General features: G+C 67.6%; 20 protein-coding genes. 11 read left to right on the top strand and 9 right to left on the bottom strand.

Annotation, left to right across the window (positions count from 1 at the left end; all coding sequences use genetic code 11):
* Positions 1-4: 4 nt before the first annotated feature.
* A complete protein-coding gene (locus HYG95_RS15755; RefSeq protein WP_255495395.1) occupies positions 5-427 on the bottom strand; it encodes a MarR family winged helix-turn-helix transcriptional regulator in 423 nt (140 codons plus the stop codon).
* 109 nt (positions 428-536) lie between these two features.
* Here HYG95_RS15755 and HYG95_RS15750 point away from each other — a divergent pair, with 109 nt between their 5' ends.
* Positions 537-1,664: an NADH:flavin oxidoreductase gene (locus HYG95_RS15750; protein ID WP_181698676.1), complete on the top strand. Its 1,128-nt coding sequence runs from the start codon at positions 537-539 to the stop codon at positions 1,662-1,664.
* Positions 1,665-1,668: 4 nt separating this feature from the next.
* On the opposite strand, the gene HYG95_RS15745 is transcribed toward HYG95_RS15750, so the two are convergent.
* The 3 genes from HYG95_RS15745 to HYG95_RS24535 all read right to left on the bottom strand — a co-directional run bounded on the left by HYG95_RS15745 (position 1,669) and on the right by HYG95_RS24535 (position 4,925).
* Positions 1,669-4,053 (bottom strand): ATP-binding cassette domain-containing protein, encoded by a 2,385-nt coding sequence (locus HYG95_RS15745; RefSeq protein ID WP_370465811.1) that lies wholly within the window; start codon positions 4,051-4,053, stop codon positions 1,669-1,671.
* A gap of 82 nt (positions 4,054-4,135) precedes the next feature.
* Entirely contained in the window at positions 4,136-4,801 is a 666-nt protein-coding gene (locus HYG95_RS15740) for an LLM class flavin-dependent oxidoreductase (protein WP_220139481.1), read from the bottom strand.
* On the bottom strand, positions 4,785-4,925 hold the full coding sequence (locus HYG95_RS24535; protein WP_220139480.1) for a hypothetical protein: 141 nt from the start codon (positions 4,923-4,925) through the stop codon (positions 4,785-4,787). Before HYG95_RS24535 ends, HYG95_RS15740 begins: the two co-directional genes overlap by 17 nt.
* Before the next feature lie 362 nt (positions 4,926-5,287).
* Here HYG95_RS24535 and fdhD point away from each other — a divergent pair, with 362 nt between their 5' ends.
* Positions 5,288-6,139 carry a formate dehydrogenase accessory sulfurtransferase FdhD gene (fdhD, locus tag HYG95_RS15735; protein WP_181698675.1) on the top strand — a complete coding sequence of 284 codons (852 nt, stop codon included), beginning with the start codon at positions 5,288-5,290 and terminating at the stop codon, positions 6,137-6,139.
* Here the strand turns inward: fdhD and HYG95_RS15730 are convergent.
* Genes HYG95_RS15730 through HYG95_RS15720 form a run of 3 tightly spaced genes read right to left on the bottom strand, consistent with a single transcriptional unit; the run spans position 6,129 to position 8,830 of the window.
* Positions 6,129-6,764 carry a DUF1345 domain-containing protein gene (locus HYG95_RS15730; RefSeq protein ID WP_181698674.1) on the bottom strand — a complete coding sequence of 212 codons (636 nt, stop codon included), beginning with the start codon at positions 6,762-6,764 and terminating at the stop codon, positions 6,129-6,131. The two genes, fdhD and HYG95_RS15730, sit on opposite strands and share 11 nt — an antisense overlap.
* 47 nt (positions 6,765-6,811) lie before the next feature.
* The gene (locus tag HYG95_RS15725) at positions 6,812-7,729 is read right to left on the bottom strand and encodes a LysR family transcriptional regulator (RefSeq protein ID WP_181698673.1); all 918 of its coding nucleotides are present in this window, start codon (positions 7,727-7,729) and stop codon (positions 6,812-6,814) included.
* Positions 7,730-7,735: 6 nt separating this feature from the next.
* Positions 7,736-8,830 (bottom strand): FUSC family protein, encoded by a 1,095-nt coding sequence (locus tag HYG95_RS15720; protein WP_181698693.1) that lies wholly within the window; start codon positions 8,828-8,830, stop codon positions 7,736-7,738.
* A gap of 285 nt (positions 8,831-9,115) precedes the next feature.
* On the opposite strand from HYG95_RS15720, the gene HYG95_RS15715 reads away from it, so the two are divergent.
* Entirely contained in the window at positions 9,116-11,434 is a 2,319-nt protein-coding gene (locus HYG95_RS15715) for an FdhF/YdeP family oxidoreductase (protein ID WP_181698672.1), read from the top strand.
* 19 nt (positions 11,435-11,453) lie between these two features.
* Here HYG95_RS15715 and HYG95_RS15710 read toward each other — a convergent pair whose 3' ends face one another.
* Entirely contained in the window at positions 11,454-12,899 is a 1,446-nt protein-coding gene (locus HYG95_RS15710; protein ID WP_181698671.1) for a hypothetical protein, read from the bottom strand.
* Positions 12,900-12,996: 97 nt separating this feature from the next.
* Between HYG95_RS15710 and HYG95_RS15705 the strand changes: the two genes are divergently transcribed.
* The 8 genes from HYG95_RS15705 (at position 12,997) to HYG95_RS15670 (ending at position 22,429) form a co-directional block, all read left to right on the top strand.
* The gene (locus HYG95_RS15705) at positions 12,997-14,049 is read left to right on the top strand and encodes a Dyp-type peroxidase (RefSeq protein WP_181698670.1); all 1,053 of its coding nucleotides are present in this window, start codon (positions 12,997-12,999) and stop codon (positions 14,047-14,049) included.
* Positions 14,050-14,847: a family 1 encapsulin nanocompartment shell protein gene (locus HYG95_RS15700; RefSeq protein WP_181698669.1), complete on the top strand. Its 798-nt coding sequence runs from the start codon at positions 14,050-14,052 to the stop codon at positions 14,845-14,847.
* A 114-nt stretch (positions 14,848-14,961) separates the two neighbouring features.
* A complete protein-coding gene (locus HYG95_RS15695) occupies positions 14,962-16,458 on the top strand; it encodes a cytochrome ubiquinol oxidase subunit I (RefSeq protein ID WP_181698692.1) in 1,497 nt (498 codons plus the stop codon).
* 157 nt (positions 16,459-16,615) lie between these two features.
* On the top strand, positions 16,616-17,542 hold the full coding sequence (locus HYG95_RS15690) for a hypothetical protein (RefSeq protein ID WP_220139479.1): 927 nt from the start codon (positions 16,616-16,618) through the stop codon (positions 17,540-17,542).
* A gap of 117 nt (positions 17,543-17,659) precedes the next feature.
* Entirely contained in the window at positions 17,660-19,021 is a 1,362-nt protein-coding gene (locus HYG95_RS15685; RefSeq protein WP_181698667.1) for a cytochrome P450, read from the top strand.
* A 31-nt stretch (positions 19,022-19,052) separates the two neighbouring features.
* Positions 19,053-20,075 (top strand): DNA topoisomerase IB, encoded by a 1,023-nt coding sequence (locus tag HYG95_RS15680; protein ID WP_181698666.1) that lies wholly within the window; start codon positions 19,053-19,055, stop codon positions 20,073-20,075.
* Between the two features lie 100 nt (positions 20,076-20,175).
* Positions 20,176-20,631, top strand: coding sequence for a MarR family winged helix-turn-helix transcriptional regulator (locus HYG95_RS15675; protein ID WP_067494074.1), 456 nt, complete (start codon positions 20,176-20,178; stop codon positions 20,629-20,631).
* Entirely contained in the window at positions 20,624-22,429 is a 1,806-nt protein-coding gene (locus HYG95_RS15670) for a long-chain fatty acid--CoA ligase (protein WP_181698665.1), read from the top strand. The genes HYG95_RS15675 and HYG95_RS15670 overlap by 8 nt, the downstream gene beginning before the upstream one ends.
* A gap of 67 nt (positions 22,430-22,496) precedes the next feature.
* On the opposite strand, the gene HYG95_RS15665 is transcribed toward HYG95_RS15670, so the two are convergent.
* Positions 22,497-22,787 carry a hypothetical protein gene (locus HYG95_RS15665; RefSeq protein WP_181698664.1) on the bottom strand — a complete coding sequence of 97 codons (291 nt, stop codon included), beginning with the start codon at positions 22,785-22,787 and terminating at the stop codon, positions 22,497-22,499.
* Positions 22,788-22,943 lie beyond the last annotated feature (156 nt).

The raw sequence follows: 22,943 nt of genomic DNA, 5'->3' as shown, positions 1-22,943 counted from the left end.
TCCCCTACTTCCGGAAGACCTCTGACAGCAGGGCAGACAGCGTCCGGCGTTGTTCCGCGTCGAGCCGCTCGAGACCAGCCCGCGTGAGGTGCATCTTCGCGCGGATCGCGTCGGTGACCTGCTCGCCCTCCGGGGTGATGACGAGGTGGGTGACGCGCCGATCGGCGGCGCTGGTCTCCCGGCGCACGAGCCCACGCTTCTCGAGCCGGTTGATGATGCCGGTGATGTTGGAGGCATCGCAGTACATGGTCTCGGCCAGCCTTCGCATGGCGATGGGCCCACGGCGCAGCACGGTGAGGGTCTTGGCCTGGATGGCGGTGAGCTGCTCGCTGGCCGCGGCCGCGGTGAAGTCTCCGTAATACGCGCCGAGCGACACCGACAACAGCTCCATGAGCTGGTCGGGGTCGTCGCGGGAAACGTCTGACATGAGTCGAGCCTAGCGCCAGAAACTTGACGACCTCAAATATCTCCACCTACGGTGGCGACATTGCTTGAAGTTCTCAACCTTCGACCTTCTCAAGTAAGCAGGAGCATTCATGACCGTCACCGTGTCCGAGGCCGCCCGTGCGACGCAGGCCCTGTCACGACCCATCACCCTGAACGGCCTGACCGTCCCCAACCGGATCGCCATGGCCCCGATGACCCGGATGTTCTCCCCCGGCGGCATCCCCGGCGACGACGTGGCCTCCTACTACGCTCGCCGGGCCGCGGCAGGGGTCGGCCTGATCGTCACCGAAGGCACCTACGTCGGGCACGAGTCGGCCGGACAGAGCGATCGCGTCCCGCGCTTCCACGGCGAGGCCCAGCTGGCCGGATGGGCGAAGGTCGCCGCCGACGTGCACGCGGCAGGCGGCACCATCGTCCCGCAGCTGTGGCATATCGGCATGGTGCGCAACCACGGTGAAGCGCCCTACCCCGACGCCCCGGCCATGGGCCCCTCCGGCATTCGCGTCGACGGCACCGAGGGCGCGGGCCACGCCATGACCCAGCGCGACCTCGACGACGTGATCACCGCGTTCGCCGACGCCGCCGCGGCCGCCGAACGCCTCGGATTCGACGGGGTGGAACTCCACGGCGCTCACGGCTATCTCCTCGACCAGTTCCTGTGGTCACGTACGAATCGCCGCACCGACGCCTACGGCGGAGACGCGGTGGCCAGGACCAGGTTCGTCGCCGAGGTCGTCCGGGCCGTGCGCGCTGTCGTCTCGCCGACCTTCCCGGTGATCCTGCGCTATTCGCAGTGGAAGCAGGACGCCTACGACGGGCGCCTGGCGCAGACACCCCAGGAGCTGGAGGCGATCCTCGCCCCGCTCACCGAGGCAGGCGTCGATGTCTTCCACGCCTCGACCCGCCGCTATTGGCTACCCGAATTCGACGGCTCCGACCTGAATCTGGCCGGTTGGACCAAGAAGCTCACCGGCAAGCCGGTGATCACCGTCGGTTCGGTCGGCCTCGACGGCGACTTCCTGAACGCCTTCCGTGGGCACGGAGCCGAACTGGGCAGCCTCGACAATCTGCTCGAACGAATGGAACGCGACGAGGTCGACATGGTCGCCGTCGGACGTGCGCTGCTCCAGGATCCCGAGTGGGCCCGCAAGGTTCTCGACGGGCGCTTCGACGAGCTGAAGCCCTTCGACCCCGCCGCCCAGCAGACCCTCAGCTGAGCGGTCACAGCACCTGCGCCAGGTAGGGGGCGGTTCGGCTGTCCGGCGCGGCCGCGACGTGCTTCGGGGTGCCCTCGGCGACGATCCGGCCGCCGCGGGCGCCGCCGTCGGGGCCCATGTCGATCACGTGATCGGACTGTGCGACCACGATCATGTCGTGTTCGGCGACCACCACGGTCGCGCCGGAGTCGACGAGCGAATCGAGTTGGGCGAGCAGCACTTCGGTGTCGGCGGGGTGCAGCCCGGTGGTCGGCTCGTCCAGTAGGTACAGCGTGCCCGCGCGCCGGGTGCGTTGCAGCTCGGTCGCCAGCTTCACCCGCTGGGCTTCGCCACCGGACAGTTCGGTGGCGGGCTGGCCGAGCCGCAGGTAGCCGAGCCCGACATCGAGGAGCGTGTGCAGCGCGCGGTGCACCGCGGGCACGTCGGCGAAGAACGGCTCGGCCTGCTCGACGGTCATGTCGAGCACTCCGGCGATCGTCGTGTCGCGGTAGGTGATCTCGAGGGTTTCGGGGTTGTAGCGGGCGCCGTGGCAGTCCGGGCACGGAGTGTAGGTGCTGGGCAGGAAGAGCAGTTCCACGGTGATGTACCCCTCGCCCTGACAGGTGGGGCAGCGTCCTTCGGCGACATTGAAGGAGAAGCGGCCGATGCCGTAACCACGCGCCCGCGCCGCGGGGGTATCGGCGAAGAGGGCTCGGACGGTGTCGAACAGCCCGGTGTAGGTGGCCAGGTTCGAACGCGGGGTGCGACCGATCGGCGCCTGATCCACCTCGACCACCCGGTTGACGGCCGAGTCTGCTTCCGCACCCGCCGAAATCGCCCGCAGCAGACTGGTTTTGCCCGCACCCGACACCCCCGTCACGGCGGTGAAGACCCCGAGTGGCAGGTCGACATCGACACCGCGCACGTTGTTGATCTCGATGCCACGCAACTCCAGCGTGCCACTGCGCACGCGCGGCACCCGCGGTTCACGCGACACCTCGTCGAACAGGTAGCGCCGGGTCACCGAATCGGGCACCGCACGCAGACCGGCCACCTCCCCGCTGTAGAGCACCTGTCCCCCGTTGACGCCGGCTCCCGGACCGACATCCACCACCCAGTCGGCGTGGCGCACCACATCCATGTCGTGTTCGACGAGAAGGACACTGTTGCCGGACTTTTCGAGTCTGCGCAGGACCGTGGTGAGAGCGGCGGTGTCGGCGGGGTGCAACCCGGCCGAAGGTTCGTCCAGCACATAGACGACGCCGAACAGCCCCGACCGCAACTGCCCTGCCAACCGCAGGCGCTGCAGTTCGCCTCCCGAGAGGGTGGGACTTTCCCGGTCGATGCCGAGGTAGCCGAGGCCGAGCTCGATCAACACGTCCAGCCGGGAGGTGAGATCCTGGGTGAGTACGGCCACCGCGCCGGTGCCGGTGGTGTAGGGCCGGAGTACCTCGGCCAGTTCGTGCAACGGCAGTTCACCGAGTTCGGCGATGTTGCAACCGGCGAAGGTCACCGCAAGTGACTCGGGCTTGAGCCGGTGTCCGTGGCACAGCGGGCACACAGTGGTGTGCAAGAATTCCGCGGCCTTCGCCCGGGTCTTGTCGCTCTTGGATTCGGCGTGCGCTTTGAGCAACAGCCGGCGGGCGCTGCTGAAGGTGCCCTGGTAGGGGCGGTGGATGCGGTGGGCCTCACGCTCGGGGTGCACGGTGACGACGGGCTGTTCGTCGCTGAACAGGATCCACTCACGGTCGGCCGCATCGAGTTCGCGCCAGGGGCGGTCGATGTCGTAACCAAGCGCGGCGACCACATCGCGCAGATTCTTGCCCTGCCAGGCGCCGGGCCACGACGCGATCGCCCCCTCCCTGATGCTCAGCGACGGGTCGGGCACCATCGATTCCTCGGTGGCTTCGTGGATCACGCCCTGCCCGTGGCAGCGCGGACACGCGCCCTCGACGGTGTTGGGCGAGAAGGCATCCGAGTACAGTCGATTGGTTCCCGCCGGATAGTGTCCGGGCCCGGTCCGCGCGGGCCCCTCCGGGTAGTCGCCTTCGCGCGACATCAACAGCCGCAGCGTGTTCGACAGGGCGCTCACCGTGCCGACGGTGGACCGGGACGACGGCGTGGACCGGCGCTGGGCCAGCGCCACCGTCGGCGGCATCCCCGAAACCTCGTCCACGTCGGGCGCTTCGACCTGATTCAGCAACCGACGGGCATACGGTGCGACCGACTCCAGGTACCGGCGCTGCGATTCGGCATAGAGGGTCCCGAAGGCCAGCGAGGACTTCCCCGAGCCCGACACACCGGTGAACGCGACCAAGGCATTGCGCGGCAGGTCGACATCGACATCGCGCAGATTGTGGACCCGGGCGCCACGCACCCGAACCGAAGAATCGATCTCGCGCGAATCCACAGCTATCGACCCTACTCCCTGCGATGCGGTGCTACCCGCCGTTGGCGGGTAGCCGAGCCCTGCTGTCTCATCGCTCTTCTCGTCACGGCCCCCGCCGCACGACCGACAGCGCCTCGGCGCGGGAGACGATCATCGGCAGCGAACGCAACCACCAGGTGGCACCCGCGCGTTCGTAGGCATCGCGGTTCTCGTTCGCGGCCACCGCCACGTCGAAGCCGGTCAAGTCGCCCCGGTGTTCGACGATGATGTCGAGCATGTCGGCCAGTTGCGCCGCGCTCGCCTCCGGGCACAGACCGTCGTATCTCGCGGCGCGGCGCAGGGGCGCTTGCCGCACCGACTGCGCGGCAACCCAGATCGGTATGCGGGGCTGTTGCACCGGTCGTGGCAGGAACCGCAGGCCGTCCACCTCGTAGGCGGGTCCGTGGTGGTGCACGGGTTCCCCGGACCACAGCGCCGTGATCACCGCGAGCGATTCGTCGAGCAACCGCGCGCGTTCACGTGCGCCACCGACCTCACCGAGACGGGAGAATTCGCCGGTCGCGTCGGAGCCGAGTCCGACCCCGAGCACCAGTCGACCACCGCTGAGCAAGTCGAGCGCGACGCTCTCCCGGGCGACATCGTGGGGTCGCCTGCGCGAGAGCGGCGTGACCCTCGGCCCGAACACCACCCTGGTCGTCGCGGCCGCGACGGCGGCAAGACCGATCCAGCAGTCGCCCACGGCGAGGTCGGGTTCATCGGCCCGCGCCACGTGGTCCCCAGACGAAGACGCCGTCGAATCCCGCCGATTCCGCTTCGGCAGCGATTTCCGCCAGCACCCGCGGATCGGCGAGCTCACCGAACGGCGGCAGGTACACCCCATGGCGCAGCACCATATCCGCAGCATAGAGCGCCGGATCCGGTTCCGCCCCGACTCGCCGACAGATCCGGTGCAGCCGCGATCCCGTCCTGGGGGATGCCCCCCCCCCGCTATACAGTGACCGGCAGCTTCCGCCTACATCGTCCGGCGAAAGAGGACACCCCGAACCGGCCGACGGTCGACGCATCCTCGTCGACATGAGCGAGGCGACGGTGCTCGCCGACATTCTCGACGGGAAGCAGACCACGTAACCGGTGTCCGGGGACGATAAGTCACGGTTGTCGACCGATCGGAGAGGCGACTTTGACGCGGATCGCCCGGCACCCTTGACTGTCGGTGAGCAGTGCCTGCGATCCGACCAGAGAAGCGGAGAACACAGTGGGACGAGTGACCGTGCGACGACCTGTGCTGCGCATCAGGGACGGCGTCCACAGCGAACGTCCCGACACCCTGGTGAGCGAGGAACCCCTCGAGATCCGGGTGGGCGGCCGCCCGCTGACCGTGACCATGCGGACGCCAGGAAACGATTTCGACCTCGCGGCAGGCTTTCTGGTGAGCGAGGGGGTCGTTCGATCGCCGGATCAGATCGCCGGCATCCGCTACTGCGCGGGCGCGACCGCCGAGGGCACCAACACCTACAACATCGTCGACGTGGTCCTGGCACCCGGTGTCGCCGCCCCTGACCCGTCGCTGGAACGCAACTTCTACACCACGTCCTCCTGCGGACTGTGCGGCAAAGCCAGCCTCGATGCGGTGCGCACCGCTGCGACCTGGTCGGTGGCAGACGATCCCGTGCGCTGCCCGCCCGAACTCCTGGCGACCCTGCCGGACCGGCTTCGCGACGCGCAGAAGGTGTTCGACACCACCGGCGGATTGCACGCGGCCGGACTGTTCACCGCCGACGGATCGATGCTGTACCTGCGTGAGGACGTCGGCAGACACAACGCGGTCGACAAGGTGATCGGCGCCGCCGTGCGGGCCGCACTGCTGCCGTTGCGCGAAACCGTTCTGATGGTGAGCGGACGGGCATCCTTCGAACTGGTACAGAAGGCGCTCATGGCGGGCATTCCGGTATTGGCGGCGGTATCCGCACCGTCGTCGCTGGCGGTGGACCTCGCTGCCGACAACGGGTTGACCCTGGTCGGGTTCCTGCGCGGCGATTCGATGAACGTCTACGCCGGTGCGCAGCGACTGGCGACGGACCACCGCCATCGGATGCTCATTCGCTGACGATGCCCGCGACCAGGTTGATCGTCGTCGCGAGGATGACGGTGCCGAAGGCGTAGGACAGCAGACAGTGCCGGAGCACGATGGAGCGGATCCCCGCCTTCGTGACGTTGGTGTCGGAGACCTGATAGGTCATGCCGAGGTTGTAGCTGAAATAGAAGAAGTCCCGATAGGCAGGCGGTGCGTCGGAATTGAAATCGATTCCGCCCGTTGGCGTTTCGTAGTAGAGGTAGGCATAGCGGGCGACGTACATCAGGTGCACGGCCGCCCATGCCGCGAACACTCCGCCCAGGGCCGTCGCGGCCGCGATATGGCCTTGCGCGGATCTGCCGAGCACGAGGATGAGGACGATGGCGACGAGCCCACTGAGCGCGGCGACGACGACCGACGTCTCCTCGATCAACGGCTGGAAGTCCTCGCGCCGGGCATTGGATCTGGTCCGCTCGGCATCCATCGGCCAGAGCACGAACCAGCCGGCCACGACGAAAATCGACGCGGCGGTGGCGATACAGGTCAGCACACCGAGTGCCGGTCCGCTGCCGATACCGACGGCCGCTCCCGCCGCGGCACCGAGCACGACAGAACCGAGCAGGCGGGTGACCGCCGACAACAGCAACGGACTGCTCATGGCGGTGCAGCGTACCCAACGGTCCTCGACGATCGCGTGATCGTCGGTCAGCCCGGTGCGGGCTCGCCGAGCACAGCGTCCAGGTCGGCGGCGCCAGCGGTCGTGACCAGCGCCCTGGCCAGTACCGAGCCGGGCTCCCCCGCCGCCGTGACCAGCACGATCTCGGCGGAGACGACCGGGTCGGCGAGAGCGAGTGCCCGAACTCCGGCGGGCGCGGGCAAGGTTCGCAGCCAGGGCTGCGGCACGACACACGCCCAGCGACCGGTGCTCACATGCGCGAGCAACGCGACCACGGAATCGGTCTCGACCTGCGGCGTAGCGCGCAGTCCGTGCCCGGCGAGCGCCTCGTCGAGGAGCTGTCGTCCCCGCATTTCCTTGTGCAGCAGGCACATCGGCATTTCCAGCGCCTCGGCCCAGGTGATCGTTCCGGTGCGTCCCGCCAGGAGTTCGGTGCCTGCGAGCAGCACGTGCCGTTCGGTGTAGAGCGGGGTGCGGGTGAGCCCGCCGGTATCGATCCCTTGCGCGTAGATGATGCCCGCGTCGAGTTCGTACCGGCGGATGCGCTCGACGATGTCGAGTGAGCGCAGTTTGGTTTCCAGCCGCACCCGAACCAGCGGATGTTCGACGCAGAACGGGTCGGTGAGCAGGGCGACGGTGCTCGACGCCGCCGGAATCACACCGATCCGCAATTCACCGGTCAAACCGGTTTGCAGGGCGGCGACTTCGTGTTCGAGCGCGTCGCGGTCGGCCAGGATCCGCCGGGCCCACAGGACCAGCCGCTCCCCTTCCGGGGTGAGCCCCTCGAAGGTATGTCCCCGCCGGACCAGCGGCACGCCGAGCTCGTGCTCGAGTTTGCGCAGCGCTTCGGACAGCGCGGGTTGGGATACGTAGCAGGACTTGGCCGCACGGGCGAAGTGACGTTCCCTGGCGAGCGCCACGAAGTATTCGAGCTGACGGAAGAGCACGTCTGCCTAGTTGTCTCGGGCGTCGGCCGCCGCATTACGCGCCGGGGCGATCTCGAGCGCCTTGTCCGGGTTCGGTCCCATGACGACAGTATGCGGGGCCGGATCCCGGATCAGCAATGCGACAGCTAATCCCACGGCCACGCCGATCACCGTGTCGAGACCGCGCTCGGTGAGCATGGTGAGCGGATCGGTCGGGTCGGCGAGCTCGGTCATCGCCATGATCAGCGGGGTGAAGAAGCCGAGCGCCAGCGCGTAGTGGCGGGCCATGAACAGCTCGGTCGGATACAGCAGCGCGATGATCGCGAGCCCGAGCACCGCCGGGCTCGGTCCCGGGATCAGCAGCGGTGTCGCCACGAGCAGGCCGAGGAAGGTGCCGATCACCCGGTGCATCCCCCTGGTCATCCGGTCGCGTGAGGTCGCCGCCGCCAACGGCACGGCCGCACCGGCCATGGCCCAGTTGGCATGCCCGACACCGAGCAGCAGACCGATGCCGCCGGACACCGAGATCGCCAATGCGTAGCGGCCCGCCTGGGTCGTCGAGTCGATGCCACGGCGGTGCGGTGGACACCGGGTCGGCACGTCGGTGGCCGTACCGCGCCGCACCCTGCGGGTGGACTCCAGGTATCCGACGGCGACGCACAGGATCGCGGTGCCGGCGCAGACCAGCAGCGCGGTGACCGGATGACGCTGGGTGTCGGCCACCATCGCGATCGCGCCGAAAGCGAAGATCCCGAAGAACGGGCCCTCCGGTCGCAACCCGAGCCGGTCGGTGACCGGCGAAGCCACCGCGGCGAACACGGCGACGGCCGCGACCAGCACCGCGGGCGGAGCGTGCAGCCGACCGAGCAGAATGCCCGCCCCCACCGCGCCGACCAGCATCACGGCGGCCTCGCACTGGTGGGCGAGTCGTTGCCTCGGCGCTTCGGCGAACCCGTACATGCCGGTGAAGGAGCCGAATACCGCGTAGATGAGCAGGTCGGTGCGTCCGGCGGCGACGAGCATCAGACCGGGGATCGCCAAGCCGACGAAGACGCGGGCGGCGGGCAGATGATCGATCTCGGTGACGAATCGCCGAAACACCGCGCGCGCCTGGTTCAGCATGGTGCGCAAGATTCCTCCGAGGGTCGGTCGCGGGCACGCCCGTCGGACCACGGTGCATGAATCGCTGCGGGGGCGTCAACCGGCCGAAATCGGGCACATCGGGCGAATTCACGGCGTACGCGGCGACGATAAGCCACACCTATCGAGCAGTCGGAAGTCGATCTTGGCCATGGCCGCGCGCAACGGCGACGATAGTGACGGCCCGCCTACCTCGAATCGTGGCTCTCCGGGGAGAGAATTCCGGCGGACGGGAAGACCGGCTTCGCAATCGTCGAAGGGACTGTCATGACCGATGCGTTTGGAGAGTTCGACCCCGACGACGGCCCGAGCGGTGCTCGCGACCGCGCGGCGACCCCCGAATTCAAGCCGTACCACCATCCGGCCGCCGGTTGGGGCGCCGCGAAGGCGGTCACCGAATTCATGATCGGCCAGGAGAAAGAGCCGCTGCTCGGCACCCGCGCCATCATGAAGATGAATCACGAGAACGGTGGTTTCGACTGCCCGGGGTGCGCGTGGCCCGATTCGATCAAGGGCATTCATCTCGACATCTGTGAGAACGGCATCAAACATGTCACGTGGGAGATGACGCACAAACGGGTGACACGGGAATTCTTCGCCGAGCATTCGGTGGCGGAACTGTCCACCTGGAGCGAACACGACCTGGAGAATCAGGGCAGGCTCACCGAGCCGATGCGCTACGACCCGGTCACCGACCATTACGTCCCGATCAGCTGGGCCGACGCGTTCGAGATGGCGGGCAAGGCTTTACGTGAACTCGACGACGCGAATCTGGCGGCCTACTACACCTCGGGCCGGCTCGGCAACGAGGCGACGTTCCTCTATCAGCTGATGGCCCGGGAGCTCGGCACCAACAATCTGCCCGACTGCTCGAACATGTGCCACGAGGCGAGTGGACGTGCGCTCCAAGCCGCCCTCGGCACCGGTAAGGGCACCTGCGACCTCGAGGACTGGGAAACCACCGACGCGCTGTTCATCCTCGGCGTCAACGCCGCCTCCAACGCACCACGCATGCTGACCGCCCTCGCCGAGGCCGACCGGCGGGGCGCGCAGATCGTGCACATCAACCCGCTCGTCGAAGCCGGTGCGACCCGCACGATCATCCCGCACGAGATCCTGCGGATGGCGACGTTCCGCACGACCGATACCTCGACACTGAACCTGCAGCCGCGCATCGGCGGTGACTTCGCCCTGATGCGTGGCATCGCCAAGGCCGTGTTCGAGGAATCCGAATCCGATCCCAAGGCGCTCGATCACCAGTTCATCGAGCGGCACACCCACGGCTTCGAGGAATACCGCGCCGTCGTCGAGGCCACGCCCTGGTCGACGATCGAGGAGCAGTCCGGTCTCAGCGAGGACGATGTCCGTAAGGCCGCGCGCGTGTACTGCGAGGCCGATCGAAGCATCATCAGCTGGTGCCTCGGGGTAACCCAGCACGAGCACGGCGTCGACACCGTTCGCGAGATCGTGAACGTGCTGCTGTTGCGCGGCAACCTGGGGCGCGAGGGTGCCGGGCCGTCGCCGGTGCGCGGGCACAGCAATGTGCAGGGCAACCGCACCTGCGGCATCGCCAACAAGCCGGCGGCGCAGTTCCTCGATCGGCTCGACGCGGCCTGCGGCATCACCTCACCGCGCGCCGATGGTTACGACGTGGTCGCCACCATCGAGGCGATGCAGGCCGGGAAACTGAAGGTGTTCATGGCGATGGGCGGCAATTTCGCGCTCGCCGCACCCGACACCGCCTATACCTACGAAGCCCTGCGCAAATGCGACCTCACCATCCAGGTGAGCACCAAACTCAACCGCAGCCACCTCGTGCACGGCACCGAAGCTCTGATCCTGCCGTGCCTGGGGCGCACGGAAAAAGACATCCAGCGCGGCGGGGAACAGCGGACTTCGGTCGAGGACTCGATGGCGATGGTCCACCTGTCCAAGGGCATGAAGAAGCCTGCCTCCCGGCATCTGCTGTCCGAACCGGCCATCATCGCCGGAATCGCGAAAGCCGCGCTGCCACAGAGCAAGACGCCGTGGGACTACTATGTCGCCGACTACGACCGCATCCGCGACACCATGTCGCAGGTGCTCGACGGATTCGAGGATTTCAACCGGCGAGTGCGTCTGCCGCTCGGCTTCCGCATCAAGCAACCGGCCCGGGAACTGATCTTCCTCACGCCCTCGGGCAAAGCCGAGTTCTCCTCCGCCGATCTGCCCGACCTGACCCAGGAGCCCGGCATTCTGCGCCTGGCGACGCTGCGTTCACACGACCAGTGGAACACCACCATCTATTCCGACAACGACCGCTACCGCGGCATCAAGAATCTGCGCACCCTCGTTTTCATGAACGACGACGACATGCGCGAACGCGGCCTGTCGCAATTCGACGACGTGGATATCACCAGCATCGCCCGCGACGGCAGCACCCGGTCGGTCCACAACTACAAGGTCATCCCCTACGACATCCCCCGCGGTTGCGCAGCCGGATACATGCCCGAACTCAATGTGTTGTGCGCGATCGGCGACATCAGCACCCAAAGCGATCAGCCGATCATGAAGAACGTGAAGGTCACCATCACCCGCTCGGCCTGAAGCCCGTCACCGACGAAATTCAGCGACCGATTCGGACGATGCCGGTGGTTACTCCCTGGAGTACCTCGCCGTTGCGCAGGATCAACGGCGAGGTTTGCAGCGGGTCGGCGAGCATGGTGGGTGGCAGGTCGTTTCGGCCCACCACTGCGCCGTCCTCGGGATCGATGACGGTGAACGAGTAGGCGTCGAGGGGTGTCGTGTTCGGTATGCCGTCGCGGGTGACCGTGTAGATCAGCCCGTCCGCTGTCGAGATGTGCGGTACCGCGGCACTGCGCGCCGTGTTCTCCCAAACCGTTCGGCAGCCGTCGCGATCCACGTCGACGCGCGTCATGCCGCCGGTGAACGGCGCTGTTGCGGGTTGCGCCGGACCCGCACCCTCCGGCACCGCCGGGTAGGGATAACCGTAGGTGGAGGCCACGAAGACCGAGCCGCCGATGCCGATCGGCGAATTCTCGCTGCCCGCACCGCCTTCGGTGAGCACCGGCCGGGTACAGACGAGTTCGCCACTGCCGGAACGGAATACGAGCACCTTCACCTGATCGGCGGCGTTGTCGACGATGGTGAGATAGTCGGCGCCGGTATCCGGGCCGAAATACGTCGGCGTCGACCCGGTGCCCCACGACAGCTGCCCCGGTTTACGGGCCGGGCCCCGGTCGTAGGCCGCGCGCCACAGCTGCACCGGCTTGCCCGAAGCATCGGTGCCGAATTCGTAGAGCGCGTGCGTGGTCGCGACCGCTACCCGGCCGCTCGGCGCGGAGGAGATGCTGTTGGCCACTTTCTCCTCGGTTGGCAGAGTCAGCGTGGCGATCACGCCTGCCGCGGTGACTGTTCCGACGATGCCGTTCTCCGTCGCGAACCACACGGTGCCCGACCAGTCGGGCACCAGGCCGGTGACACCGTCGTCCGCCGGAATGGCCGTGGTCAGGTCGACGGCTTCCACCACCCGCAATTCCCATCCCCTGGCGCCGCGTTCGTGGGCGATCCGCAGGAGCATGCGGTTGCCGTCGACCACGACCAGCCGGTCGGCGTGGTCGAGATAGGCGTACACACCGCCGAGCAGGCCACCTTTGGTCAAAGTCAACTGTGCGAGCGACCCGGACATCGCCGACCCGGTATCCGGAATTCCCCCGGCGGACGGGTCGATCAAGTGCACTACCGGCGCACGATCGGCCACCGCCGTACACAGCGCCACGACGAGCCCGTCGGCGCCCTGCAGCAGGGTCGGGCAGGCCGCCCCGAGTGGGTACCCGCCGATACCTCGCGCGCCGGGCCCGGGTCCCGCGTGCGGCACCGCGTCCGACGATCCCGCGTCGCCGTGCATGGTCGCCGTACCCGTCGGTCCGAGAAACGGATTCGGCCCGGCGAGCGGCCCCCAGCCGGGCCCGGCCGTGCCGGTGCCCAAGGACAACACAGCGATCGCGCCGAGCACGAGCAGAACTGATCGGCTGGTATGACGAGCGAACATGGGGCAGATATTGCCGTATTCCGGCGAAGGGGACACACTGCCTGACACGCACCGATGAAGCACATCCCGAACATCGGTGGGCCGTAGGCTGACCGCCATGGGTGAGCCACAGCGGGTCCTCGTTCCACTCACACAGGCAGCGATCTTTCTCGTCGCCACCATCGATGAGGGCGGTGAGGCTGCGGTCCGCGAGCTCCTGGCCGAGGTCGACGACCTGCGCAAGTCGGTCGGTTTCCGCACCCCGGATCAGAACCTCAGCTGTGTCATCGGTATCGGGCACCGCGCCTGGGGCCGGTTGTTCACCGGTCCCGTACCCGCCGAGCTGCACGAATTCCCCGGCTATGCCGGGCCGGTGCACTCCTGCCCCGCCACCCCCGGCGACCTGCTGTTCCACATCAGGAGCGAGATGACGGGCACCTGTTACGAATTGGCGATGGCGATCGCGACCAGGCTGCGCGACGCGGCGACCGTTGTCGACGAGACATCGGGGTTCCGCTATTTCGAACAGCGCGACCTGCTCGGCTTCGTCGACGGGACCGCGAATCCGGAGGGCGGCGCGGCCGAGGCGGCAGTTCTCGTCGGCGACGAGGATCCGGCCTTCGCCGGTGGCAGTTACGTGATCGTGCAGAAGTACCTGCACCCACTCGACGAATGGAATGCCCTGACGATCGAGGAGCAGGAGCTCATCATCGGGCGGACCAAACTCAGCGATTACGAACTGCCCGACGATGTGAAGCCACCCAGCTCCCATGTCACCATGAACACGATCGTCGATGCCGACGGGGTTGAGCGCGATATCGTGCGCGCGAATATGCCGTTCGGCACCGTCGGAGACGGCCGACTGGGCACGTACTACATCGCCTATTGCGCCACGCCGTCCGTACCGGAGAAGATGCTCGAGCGCATGTTCCTCGGCACCGACGAAGCCCCCTACGACCGTATTCTCGACTTCTCGACCGCTGTCACCGGCAGTCTGTTCTTCGCTCCGTCCGCCGATTTCCTCGGCGATCTGCCTGATGCACCCTCATCCGTCGCCGACGAAGACGCCGATATCGACGTTCCCGAGTTCGCTCCGGTCATTGCCGCCGAGGCGGCCCCGGTGGTCTCGGACGGTTCGCTCTCCATCGGGTCCATGAAAGGGAGTAACTGAATGAACAACCTGCATCGCGAACTCGCGCCGATCACCGACGAGGCCTGGAAACAGATCGAAGAAGAAGCCACCCGCACGTTCAAGCGCAATATCGCCGGACGCCGGGTCGTCGACGTGTCCGGCCCCCGAGGTGTGGCCTATTCGGCGCTCAATCGGGGCAGGCTCACCCCGGCCGACTCCCCCGACGACGGTGTGCAGGCACACCAGCGCGTGGTGCAGCCGCTCGTGGAACTGCGGGTGCCCTTCACCCTGCAGCGCTCCGAACTCGACGACATCGAACGCGGCGCCCCCGACGCCGACCTCGACAACCTCAAAGACGCCGCCCAGAAGATCGCCTTCGCCGAAGACCGCGCGATCTTCGAAGGCTATGCCGCCGCGGGCATCACCGGCATCCGCGCCGCCGCCTCCAACTCCCCCGTCGCCCTGCCCGGCAATGTGGTCGACATCCCCGACGCCGTTTCCCATGCCCTCACCGAGTTGCGCCTAGCCGGTGTCCAGGGACCGTATTCGGTACTGCTCAGCGCCGACCTCTACACCAAGGTCAGCGAAACCTCCGACCACGGCCACCCCATCCGCACCCACATCGAGCGCCTCATCGACGGCGAGATCATCTGGGCACCGGCCATCACCGGCGGTTTCGCCCTCACCACCCGCGGCGGCGACTTCGAACTCGCCATCGGCCAAGACCTCTCCATCGGCTACCTCAGCCACGACGCCGAGACCGTCCAGCTGTACTTCCAGGAGACCTTCACCTTCCTGGTCGAGACCTCCGAAGCAGCGGTATCGCTCGGGTCCTGAACCCCGACCGCCGAGAACACCACGTTCGACGCTCCTCTGGACAACGGCGCACAGGCGTCTGCTTCGGCGACAGTTCATAACGACGGCAGGAGACCGACGATGAGTACGCTGGCGATGAGCACCGTCGATATCTCGAGGTGGCAATTCGGTATCACCACGGTGTATCACTTCATCTTCGTACCGCTCACCATCGGTCTTGCTCCCATCGTCGCGGGAATGCAGACCGCGTGGGTCGTCACCGGCGACGAGAAATGGTATCGGCTCACCAAATTCTTCGGCAGATTGTTCCTGATCAATTTCGCGATCGGCGTGGCCACCGGCATCGTGCAGGAGTTCCAGTTCGGGATGAACTGGAGCGAGTACTCCCGTTTCGTCGGCGATATCTTCGGCGCCCCTTTGGCTTTGGAAGCGTTGGTCGCCTTCTTCCTCGAATCGACCTTCATCGGACTGTGGATCTTCGGCTGGTCCCGGCTGCCCAAACTCGTTCACCTGGCCACGATCTGGTTGGTGGCCATCGGGGTGAACGCGTCGGCTTATTTCATCATCGCGGCCAACTCGTTCATGCAGCATCCGGTCGGTGCGCGATTCAATCCCGAGACCGGCCGGGCCGAACTGGACAGCATCTGGACGTTGCTCACCAACAACACGACGCTGGCGGCGTTCCCGCATGTGGTCGCCGGTGCGTTCCTCACCGCGTCGGTGTTCGTGGCCGGTATCTGCGGCTGGTTCATGGTGCGCAATATGCGCAGCGGTGACGCGGTGAAACAGTCCGAAGCCACCACGCTCTGGCGTCCCGCGGCCCGCGGTTCGCTGTATGTGGTGGCGGCGTCGATCGTGGTGGTGGCACTCACGGGCGATATCCAGGGCAAGATCATGTTCGATCAGCAGCCGATGAAGATGGCCTCGGCGGAATCGCTGTGCCACACGGCGACGGACCCGAAGTTCTCGGTGCTCACCGTCGGCACACACAACAACTGCGACAGCGTGGAGCACCTGATCGAGGTTCCGTATGTGCTGTCGTTCCTTGCCAAGGATCAGTTCACCGGCGTGACCTTGCAGGGCGTCGAGGATCTGCAACGTTCCTATGTCGAGCAATACGGGCCGGGCAATTACCGGCCGAATCTGTTCGTCACCTACTGGTCGTTCCGCACCATGGTCGGCCTGCTCGCCGGCCCGATGGTGCTGCTGCTCGCCGGTTTCTGGGCGACCCGAGGTGGTCGCGCCCCCGACCGGCGCTGGTTCGCCTGGCTGAGCCTGCTCGCCATCCCGACGCCGTTCCTGGCCAACAGTGCGGGCTGGGTGTTCACCGAGATGGGGCGCCAACCCTGGGTGGTCGTTCCCGACCTCGCGGGCGACCTCACCATCCGCATGACCGTGGACCAGGGTGTCTCGGACCACGCACCGGGCACCGTGCTGTTCTCACTGATCGTGTTCACCGTGCTCTACGGTGCGCTCGCGGTGGTCTGGTATTACCTCATGCACCGGTACACCGTCGCGGGCCCGGCGCCGGATTCGACCACGTCGCAGCACGACGATTCCGGCCCCGACGACGGCAGCGGTGGCGGCAGACACCGCGCCGAACCCGTCGAACCGCTGTCTTTCGCCTACTAGCGCGCCGATGGTCCGACGCCCGTTCGGCGGCGTCGACGATCGTCGGCTCGGGAGCGATCGACGGTCGGAGCAGTAACGCCGGGCCCTCCGAATCCGACCGCAATGGTGTGTGGTGGGCTTTGGGCGACGGGACGGAGGGCAAGTGGCAGCCGGTCGGATGAGACGAACCGCGGTGGCAGCCGGGGCCGCGGGTGTTCTCGGGCTCCTCGGTTACTGCGGGCTCGCGGCTGCCCAGCCCACACCGTCGCCCGGGGGCCAGGTGGCCGTCGCGGGGCTCGGCCCTACGGACACCTCGCGATTTCCCGACAGCCCCGCGATCCGGTTCGTCGCCGAACCCGGAGACCACGGGAACGGCGGAGGCAACGGGAACTCGGACCCGGGAAGCGGCAACGGTAACCAGGGCAACGGCGGCGGCAACCAGGGCAACTCCGACCCTGGTAACGGTAATCAAGGCAACGAGGGCGGGAACCAAGGCAACAACGGCAACCCGGACCCCGGTAGCGGAAACGGCAATCAAGGCAACGGCGGAGGGAACCAAGGCAACAACGGCAACCCGAACCCCGGCAACGGGAACGGCAACCAAGGCAACGGCGGCGGCAACCAAGGCAACAACCCCGAGAACCCGCCTGAACCACAAGCCCCTGCCCCGCAATCCGCCCCTGCGGCCCCTGCCCCGGACGCTCCCACACCTGCCCAGCCGGAGGCTCCTGAGCCGAACGCGGGCGAATCCGGCGGCGCTCCCGGCGCCGGCGGGCCCGGTGGTGGCGCACCAGGCAGTGGTGGCGCACCACCTGCCGGATCAGGTTCCGGCGGTGACTCGGCCCCCGCACCCGCCCCCGGTGGAGCAGCCGATCCTCCCGCTGCTCCCGCACCCGGCGGCAGTCCGGCGGTCCCCGCCCACGACGTCACACCCACCAGCGACACCGGTCTCCTCCCCGACCCGAACCTTCTCTCGGTGATCGGCGGTCTGCTGGCCCTCGGGCTAGCAGGCGGCGGTTCGGCCGCGGTCAGTTTCCAGGGCGCCGCCCAGGCACAGGCACGTGTCGACGCCGCGAGAGCGGAGTTCTTCGGCTCACGTGCGTAGTACCCGGTTTCCACCCGGAATCGGGCGGGTCGTTTAGACGGTCCTTCGCGTGGAATGACCGCAAGTAGCTCGCGTGCCGGCACACCGACGCCGGCATTCCGCTGCTCAGGAGGTCACATGCCGGGTCATCGGTTGAAAGGTGTCCGCGCGGCGGCGACGCTGGCGGACCTGGGGTTCGCCGGATTCGCCGCGGGCGTCATCGCCCGTCGCCGCCGGATGATGGGAATACTGGAACGCACGCAGGCGGACAGTCGTGCCGTCCGGCGGATGTATTCGCTGCGTGACGAATTCGGTTCGGGGCCGGTGGAATTGGTATTGCCCGGTCGACGGGTGGTCGTGGTGACCGATCCCGCCGATGTGGGCAGGGTGCTGGGGCAAGCACCGTCGCCGTTCGATCCGGCGAATCGGGAGAAGCGCGCCGCATTGCGCCAATTCCAGCCGCACGGTGTCCTGATCTCGGAGGGCCCGATCCGCGAGGAGCGCCGGGCGGTGAACGAAGCCGCGCTCGAGACCGGCCGTCCGCTGCACCGGCTGGCGACCCCGTTTGCCGAGGTCGTCGCCGACGAAGCGGCCCGGATGCTGACTGCGGCCTCCTCGACCGGCACGCTGGACGCCGCACAGTTCACCACCGCGTGGTGGCGGCTGGTCCGTCGGCTGGTCCTCGGCTCCTCTGCGCGCGAGGACCACGACATCACCGATCGGCTGTGGCAGCTGCGTTCGGCGGCCAACTGGTCATTTCTCGTGCCACAACGCCGTCGCTCGGGCGAGAAGTTCTCCGAGAGCCTCTACCGCTATGCCGAATCCGCGCAGGAAGACAGCCTCCTCGGCGCGCTCACCGATGTATCCGCCTCCGGTGCAACGGATCCCGTCGGCCAGGTACCGCATTGGCTGTTCGCCTTCGATGCGGCGGGGATGGCACTGAGTCGCGCGGTGGCATTGCTGGCCACCCATCCCGAACAGCGCGCCGCGGCCGTCGCCGAGGCACAGAACGGCACGACCCCGGCGACACTCCCCTACCTCCGGGCGTGTGTCCTGGAATCGGTGCGGCTGTGGCCGACGACGCCGCTCATCCTGCGCGACGTCACCGAGGACACCGTCTGGCGCGACGACGAGGAGCGTTTCACCACCGAGGCCGGTGCGGCGCTGCTGATCGCCGCCGTCGCGTTCCATCGTGACCAGCGGTCGCTTCCGTTCGCCGACGATTTCGTTCCCGACATCTGGTTGGACGGCCGTGCGAAGGACTACCCGCAGTTGGTGCCGTTCAGCGCCGGACCCGCCGCCTGCCCCGGGCAGGACCTGGTGCTGTTCGTCACCAGTACGTTGCTCGGGGAAATACTGCGCGCGGCGCGGTTCGAGCTGACCTCGACCCCACGTCTCGATCCGTCGACACCCTTGCCGTTCACCCTCGACAACTTCGGCCTCGAATTCCGCGTGGAATCCCGGCCCGACGCGCCGATCCTGAACACGTCGATGTCCTGACCCGACCCGGTGGCAGCGAACAGGAGGTTTCGTGCGCTTACGGCGAAGCACTCCCTACGGCCCCGGGATCCGGCGAGTCACCCGGGGTCGTGGTTTCTCCTACCTGACCACCGACGGTGAACAAGTCTCGGACGAAGACCTGCTCGAGCGGATCAACGGCCTGGTGATTCCGCCCGCATGGCGCAAGGTGTGGATCTGCCCGCATGCCAACGGTCATATCCAGGCGGTCGGTGTCGATGCCGCCGGCCGCCGCCAATACCTGTATCACGAGCAGTGGCGACGGGAGCGCGACGAGGAGAAGTTCGATCGCGTCCTCGATCTGGCCGGTCGTCTGCCTCCGCTGCGCGACCGGCTGATCGCCGATGTGCGCCGCTCCGGCCTGCACCGGCACCGGGTGGAGGCCGTGGCCATCGGGTTGATCGACCTCGGCGTGTTCCGGGTCGGCGGCGAGGAGTACGCCGAGGAGAACGGCACCCGTGGCGTCGCCACCCTGCTGCGCGAACAGGTGCGCGTCGAGGGCGAGCAGATGCTGTTCGACTATGTCGCCAAGGGCGGCTTGCGTCGTCGCGTCCGGATTCACGACGCCGATCTGGCCCGCGCGGTCGCTTCCCTGCGGCGTAGTCGCGCGGATTCGCCCCGGCTACTGGTCTACCGCGACCAGAACGGCTACCGAGAACTGCATGCCGACGACATCAACGCCCGTTTCAAAGAACTCACCGAAACGGACTCCACCGTCAAGGACCTACGGACCTGGCAGGCCACAGTGCTGGCCGCCGAGGGTTTCGCACAGGCCGAACCCCCGACCTCCGAGCGTGCGCGCAAGCGGACCGAACGCGCCGTGATAGCCGAAGTCGCTGCGGCGCTGGGCAATACGCCCGCCGTGGCCCGCGCCTCCTATATCGACCCGAGGGTCGGTGAATCGTATGCCGACGGAGTCACGATCTCCCGAGCGCTGGACAGAGCCGCCCGCGCGGACACCGACAGCGAGCGCCGAGCAATCGTGGAACGGGCAGTACTCCGGCTACTCCGGCGCGCCGCCCACCGTGAGTCATGATCCGGTACTCCGGCCACCGGCGCCGGCGTTCCCAGGATCGATCGGGAATGCACATCGGGGCCGCGAACAGGCAGCCACCGGCCGGGGATATAGTTGCGTCATGCAACACCAGTCGGGTGGATGGTCGCCCGAGCTCGTCGCGGTGCACGACGCGCTCACGCAGATCGTCCGCGAAGCCATCGCGGCGCGGCCCGCGTCGGAGGGGATACCGTCGTTCGCACAGCGGTCGGCGTTGTCCTACATCGAACGGAATCCGGGCTGTCGTGCCACCGAGCTGGCCGAAGCGTTCGGCGTGCACCGCTCGACGGTGTCACGACAGTTGCGGACCTGCGTCGACGCGGGCTGGGTGGCGGCGGGCGAGGGAAATTCCCGTGCGGGCTACCCGTTGACGCTCACCGCGTCGGGCCGCCGGGCACATCGAGCCGCGATCGAACACGACCTCATGCTGCTCGAGGAGCGGATGAGCGACTGGACCGCCGACGACATCACCGACTTCGCGCACGCCTTGCGGCGATTCCAGCGACCCGACCAGCCCCTTGGAGGCGAGCATGCGTGAGTTCACCACGCCGGCCACGTTCACCATCGCCGAGAACGAGACCATCGTCGGCTCGGTCTACACCCAGGCCGACCAGTTCCCTCAGCGGGTGCTGTTCTCCCGTCCCGTCGGGGATCACTGGGTCGACGTCACCGCGGACGAGTTCGCGCGGCTGGTGTCCGCAGTCGCGAAAGGCTTGATCGCCAACGGTATTCAGGCCGGTGACCGGGTGGTCCTCGCGTCGGCGACGCGCTTCGAGTGGACCCTGTTCGATTTCGCGATCTGGGCCGCCGGTGCGGTGACCGTTCCCGTCTACGACTCGTCTTCGGCCGAGCAGGTGCGGTGGATCCTCGAGGATTCCGGTGCGGCGCTCGCCATCGTGGAGACCGGCAGGCACAAAGATCTGCTCGCGAACGCACCCGCAACGCTGCGCCGGTCCCTGGTCATCGACGACGGCGCCGAAACCCTGCTGATCGCCGAGGGCTCCGACCGCTCCGACGACTGCCTGCGGGAACGGCTCGACGGGCTGCGCGCCGACGGCCTCGCCTCGCTGGTGTACACCTCCGGCACCACCGGTCGCCCCAAAGGTTGCATGCTCACCCATCGCAACTTCCTGTCGGAGGTGCGCGGCATCCTGACCGCGAGCATCGGCGAGGTGGCCCGCCCGGGGCAGCGGATGCTCACTTTCCTGCCGCTCGCGCACGTGCTGGCCAGGGCGGTGTCGCTGGCCGCGTTCGAGGGCGGGATGACCCAGGCGCACTGGGCGGACTTCAAGACCATCACCGGGCAGTTCACCCGCTTCCGCCCGCACACCATCCTCGGCGTGCCTCGGGTTTTCGAGAAGGTGCGCGACGGCGCGGAGAAGAAGGCCCGCGACGGCGGCAAGGTCAAGGCGGCCGTGTTCCGGTTCGCCGAGCAGACCGCGGTGCGGTGGAGTGAAAACCTCGACCACACCGGCGGATTCGCGCGCAGACCATCGCTGCTGCTGCGTGCCGAGTACGCACTGTGCGACCGGCTGGTGTACACCCCGCTGCGAGCCGCCCTCGGTGGTGACTGCGAGTTCGTCATCTCCGGCGGCGGCGCGTTGACGCCCAGGCTCGGGCATTTCTTCCGGGGCGTCGGTGTCCCGGTCTACGAGGGCTACGGCCTCACCGAATCCACCGCCGCGCACTGTGTGAACGTGCCGGGCGCGGTGAAGATCGGCACGGTGGGACAACCGTTGGGCGGCAACGCCGTTCGTATCGCCGAGGACGGGGAGATCGAGGTGTCCGGTGGCGTCGTGTTCGCCGGGTACTGGCGCGGCGAGGAAGCTACCGCCGCCGCGCTGCCCGACGGGTGGTTGCGCACCGGCGACCTCGGCGCCATCGACGACGACGGGTTCCTTTCGATCACCGGGCGTAAGAAGGACCTCCTCGTCACGGCGGGCGGCAAGAACGTCTCCCCCGGTCCGATGGAGGACCGCATCCGTTCGCACGCGTTGATCTCGCAGGCCGTCGTGGTCGGCGACGGTCGCTCGTTCATCACCGCGCTCATCACCATCGACCCGGAGACGTTCACCGGATGGAAGGAAGCGGCCGATCGGCCGGCCGAGGCGACCGTCGCCGATCTGCGGACGGATCCGGCGCTGCTCGCCGAGGTGCAGCAGGCGATCGACGACGCCAACAGCACCGTCTCCCATGCCGAATCCATCAAGAAGTTCGTCGTCCTCGACCGCGACCTGACCGAGGAGTCGGGCGAACTCACCGCCACGCTCAAGGTGAAGCGGCACGTTGTCGCCGAGCGATTCGCCGATGAGATCGACGACATGTACCGGGTCTGAGAACCGATCCGCCGGGCACCGGCGCCGCGCGGGCGAGGACCAGATCCCCGGCGTCCGTCGACAGCGATCAGGCGCCCAGCAGGCGGACTTCGCTGTCCAGCAGGGCCGCCTGTTCGGTCAGTGCGGTCGGGTCCGGGTGCGCGCCGAGCCGCCGCTGAACCTCCGCCCGGCTGACGACGACCATCCCGCTCTGCTGGTCCTCCGATCCCGGGGCGACCCGCACCCGTCCACCTTCGAGAACCAGGCAGGCTTGCGCGTCGTCGGCGCCGAGCAGGTCCCGCACCATGTCGACGGTGACCAAGTCCGCGGCCGCACTCGCCGGTGACGGGGTGGCGCCATTTTGCTCGTCAGTTGCCATGGTGTGCGCTTGCCCAGACGGCAACCACCGAAACACCGGCATTCCATCGACCTGCGCACAGGGCGGGAGCGATACGAAAGGGCCCTGACCGGGGAGCACAATCGGAGGTGGAGAGAGCGTCGAGGTCTGCGGTCCCCGCCGCTCGCTCCACCAGGC

It is taken from the genome of Nocardia sp. GTS18 (genome assembly GCF_013839555.1).
Lineage (GTDB): Bacteria > Actinomycetota > Actinomycetes > Mycobacteriales > Mycobacteriaceae > Nocardia > Nocardia rosealba.
Note: the sequence above shows the minus strand (reverse complement) of the source record. Positions and strands in the feature narration are given on the sequence as shown.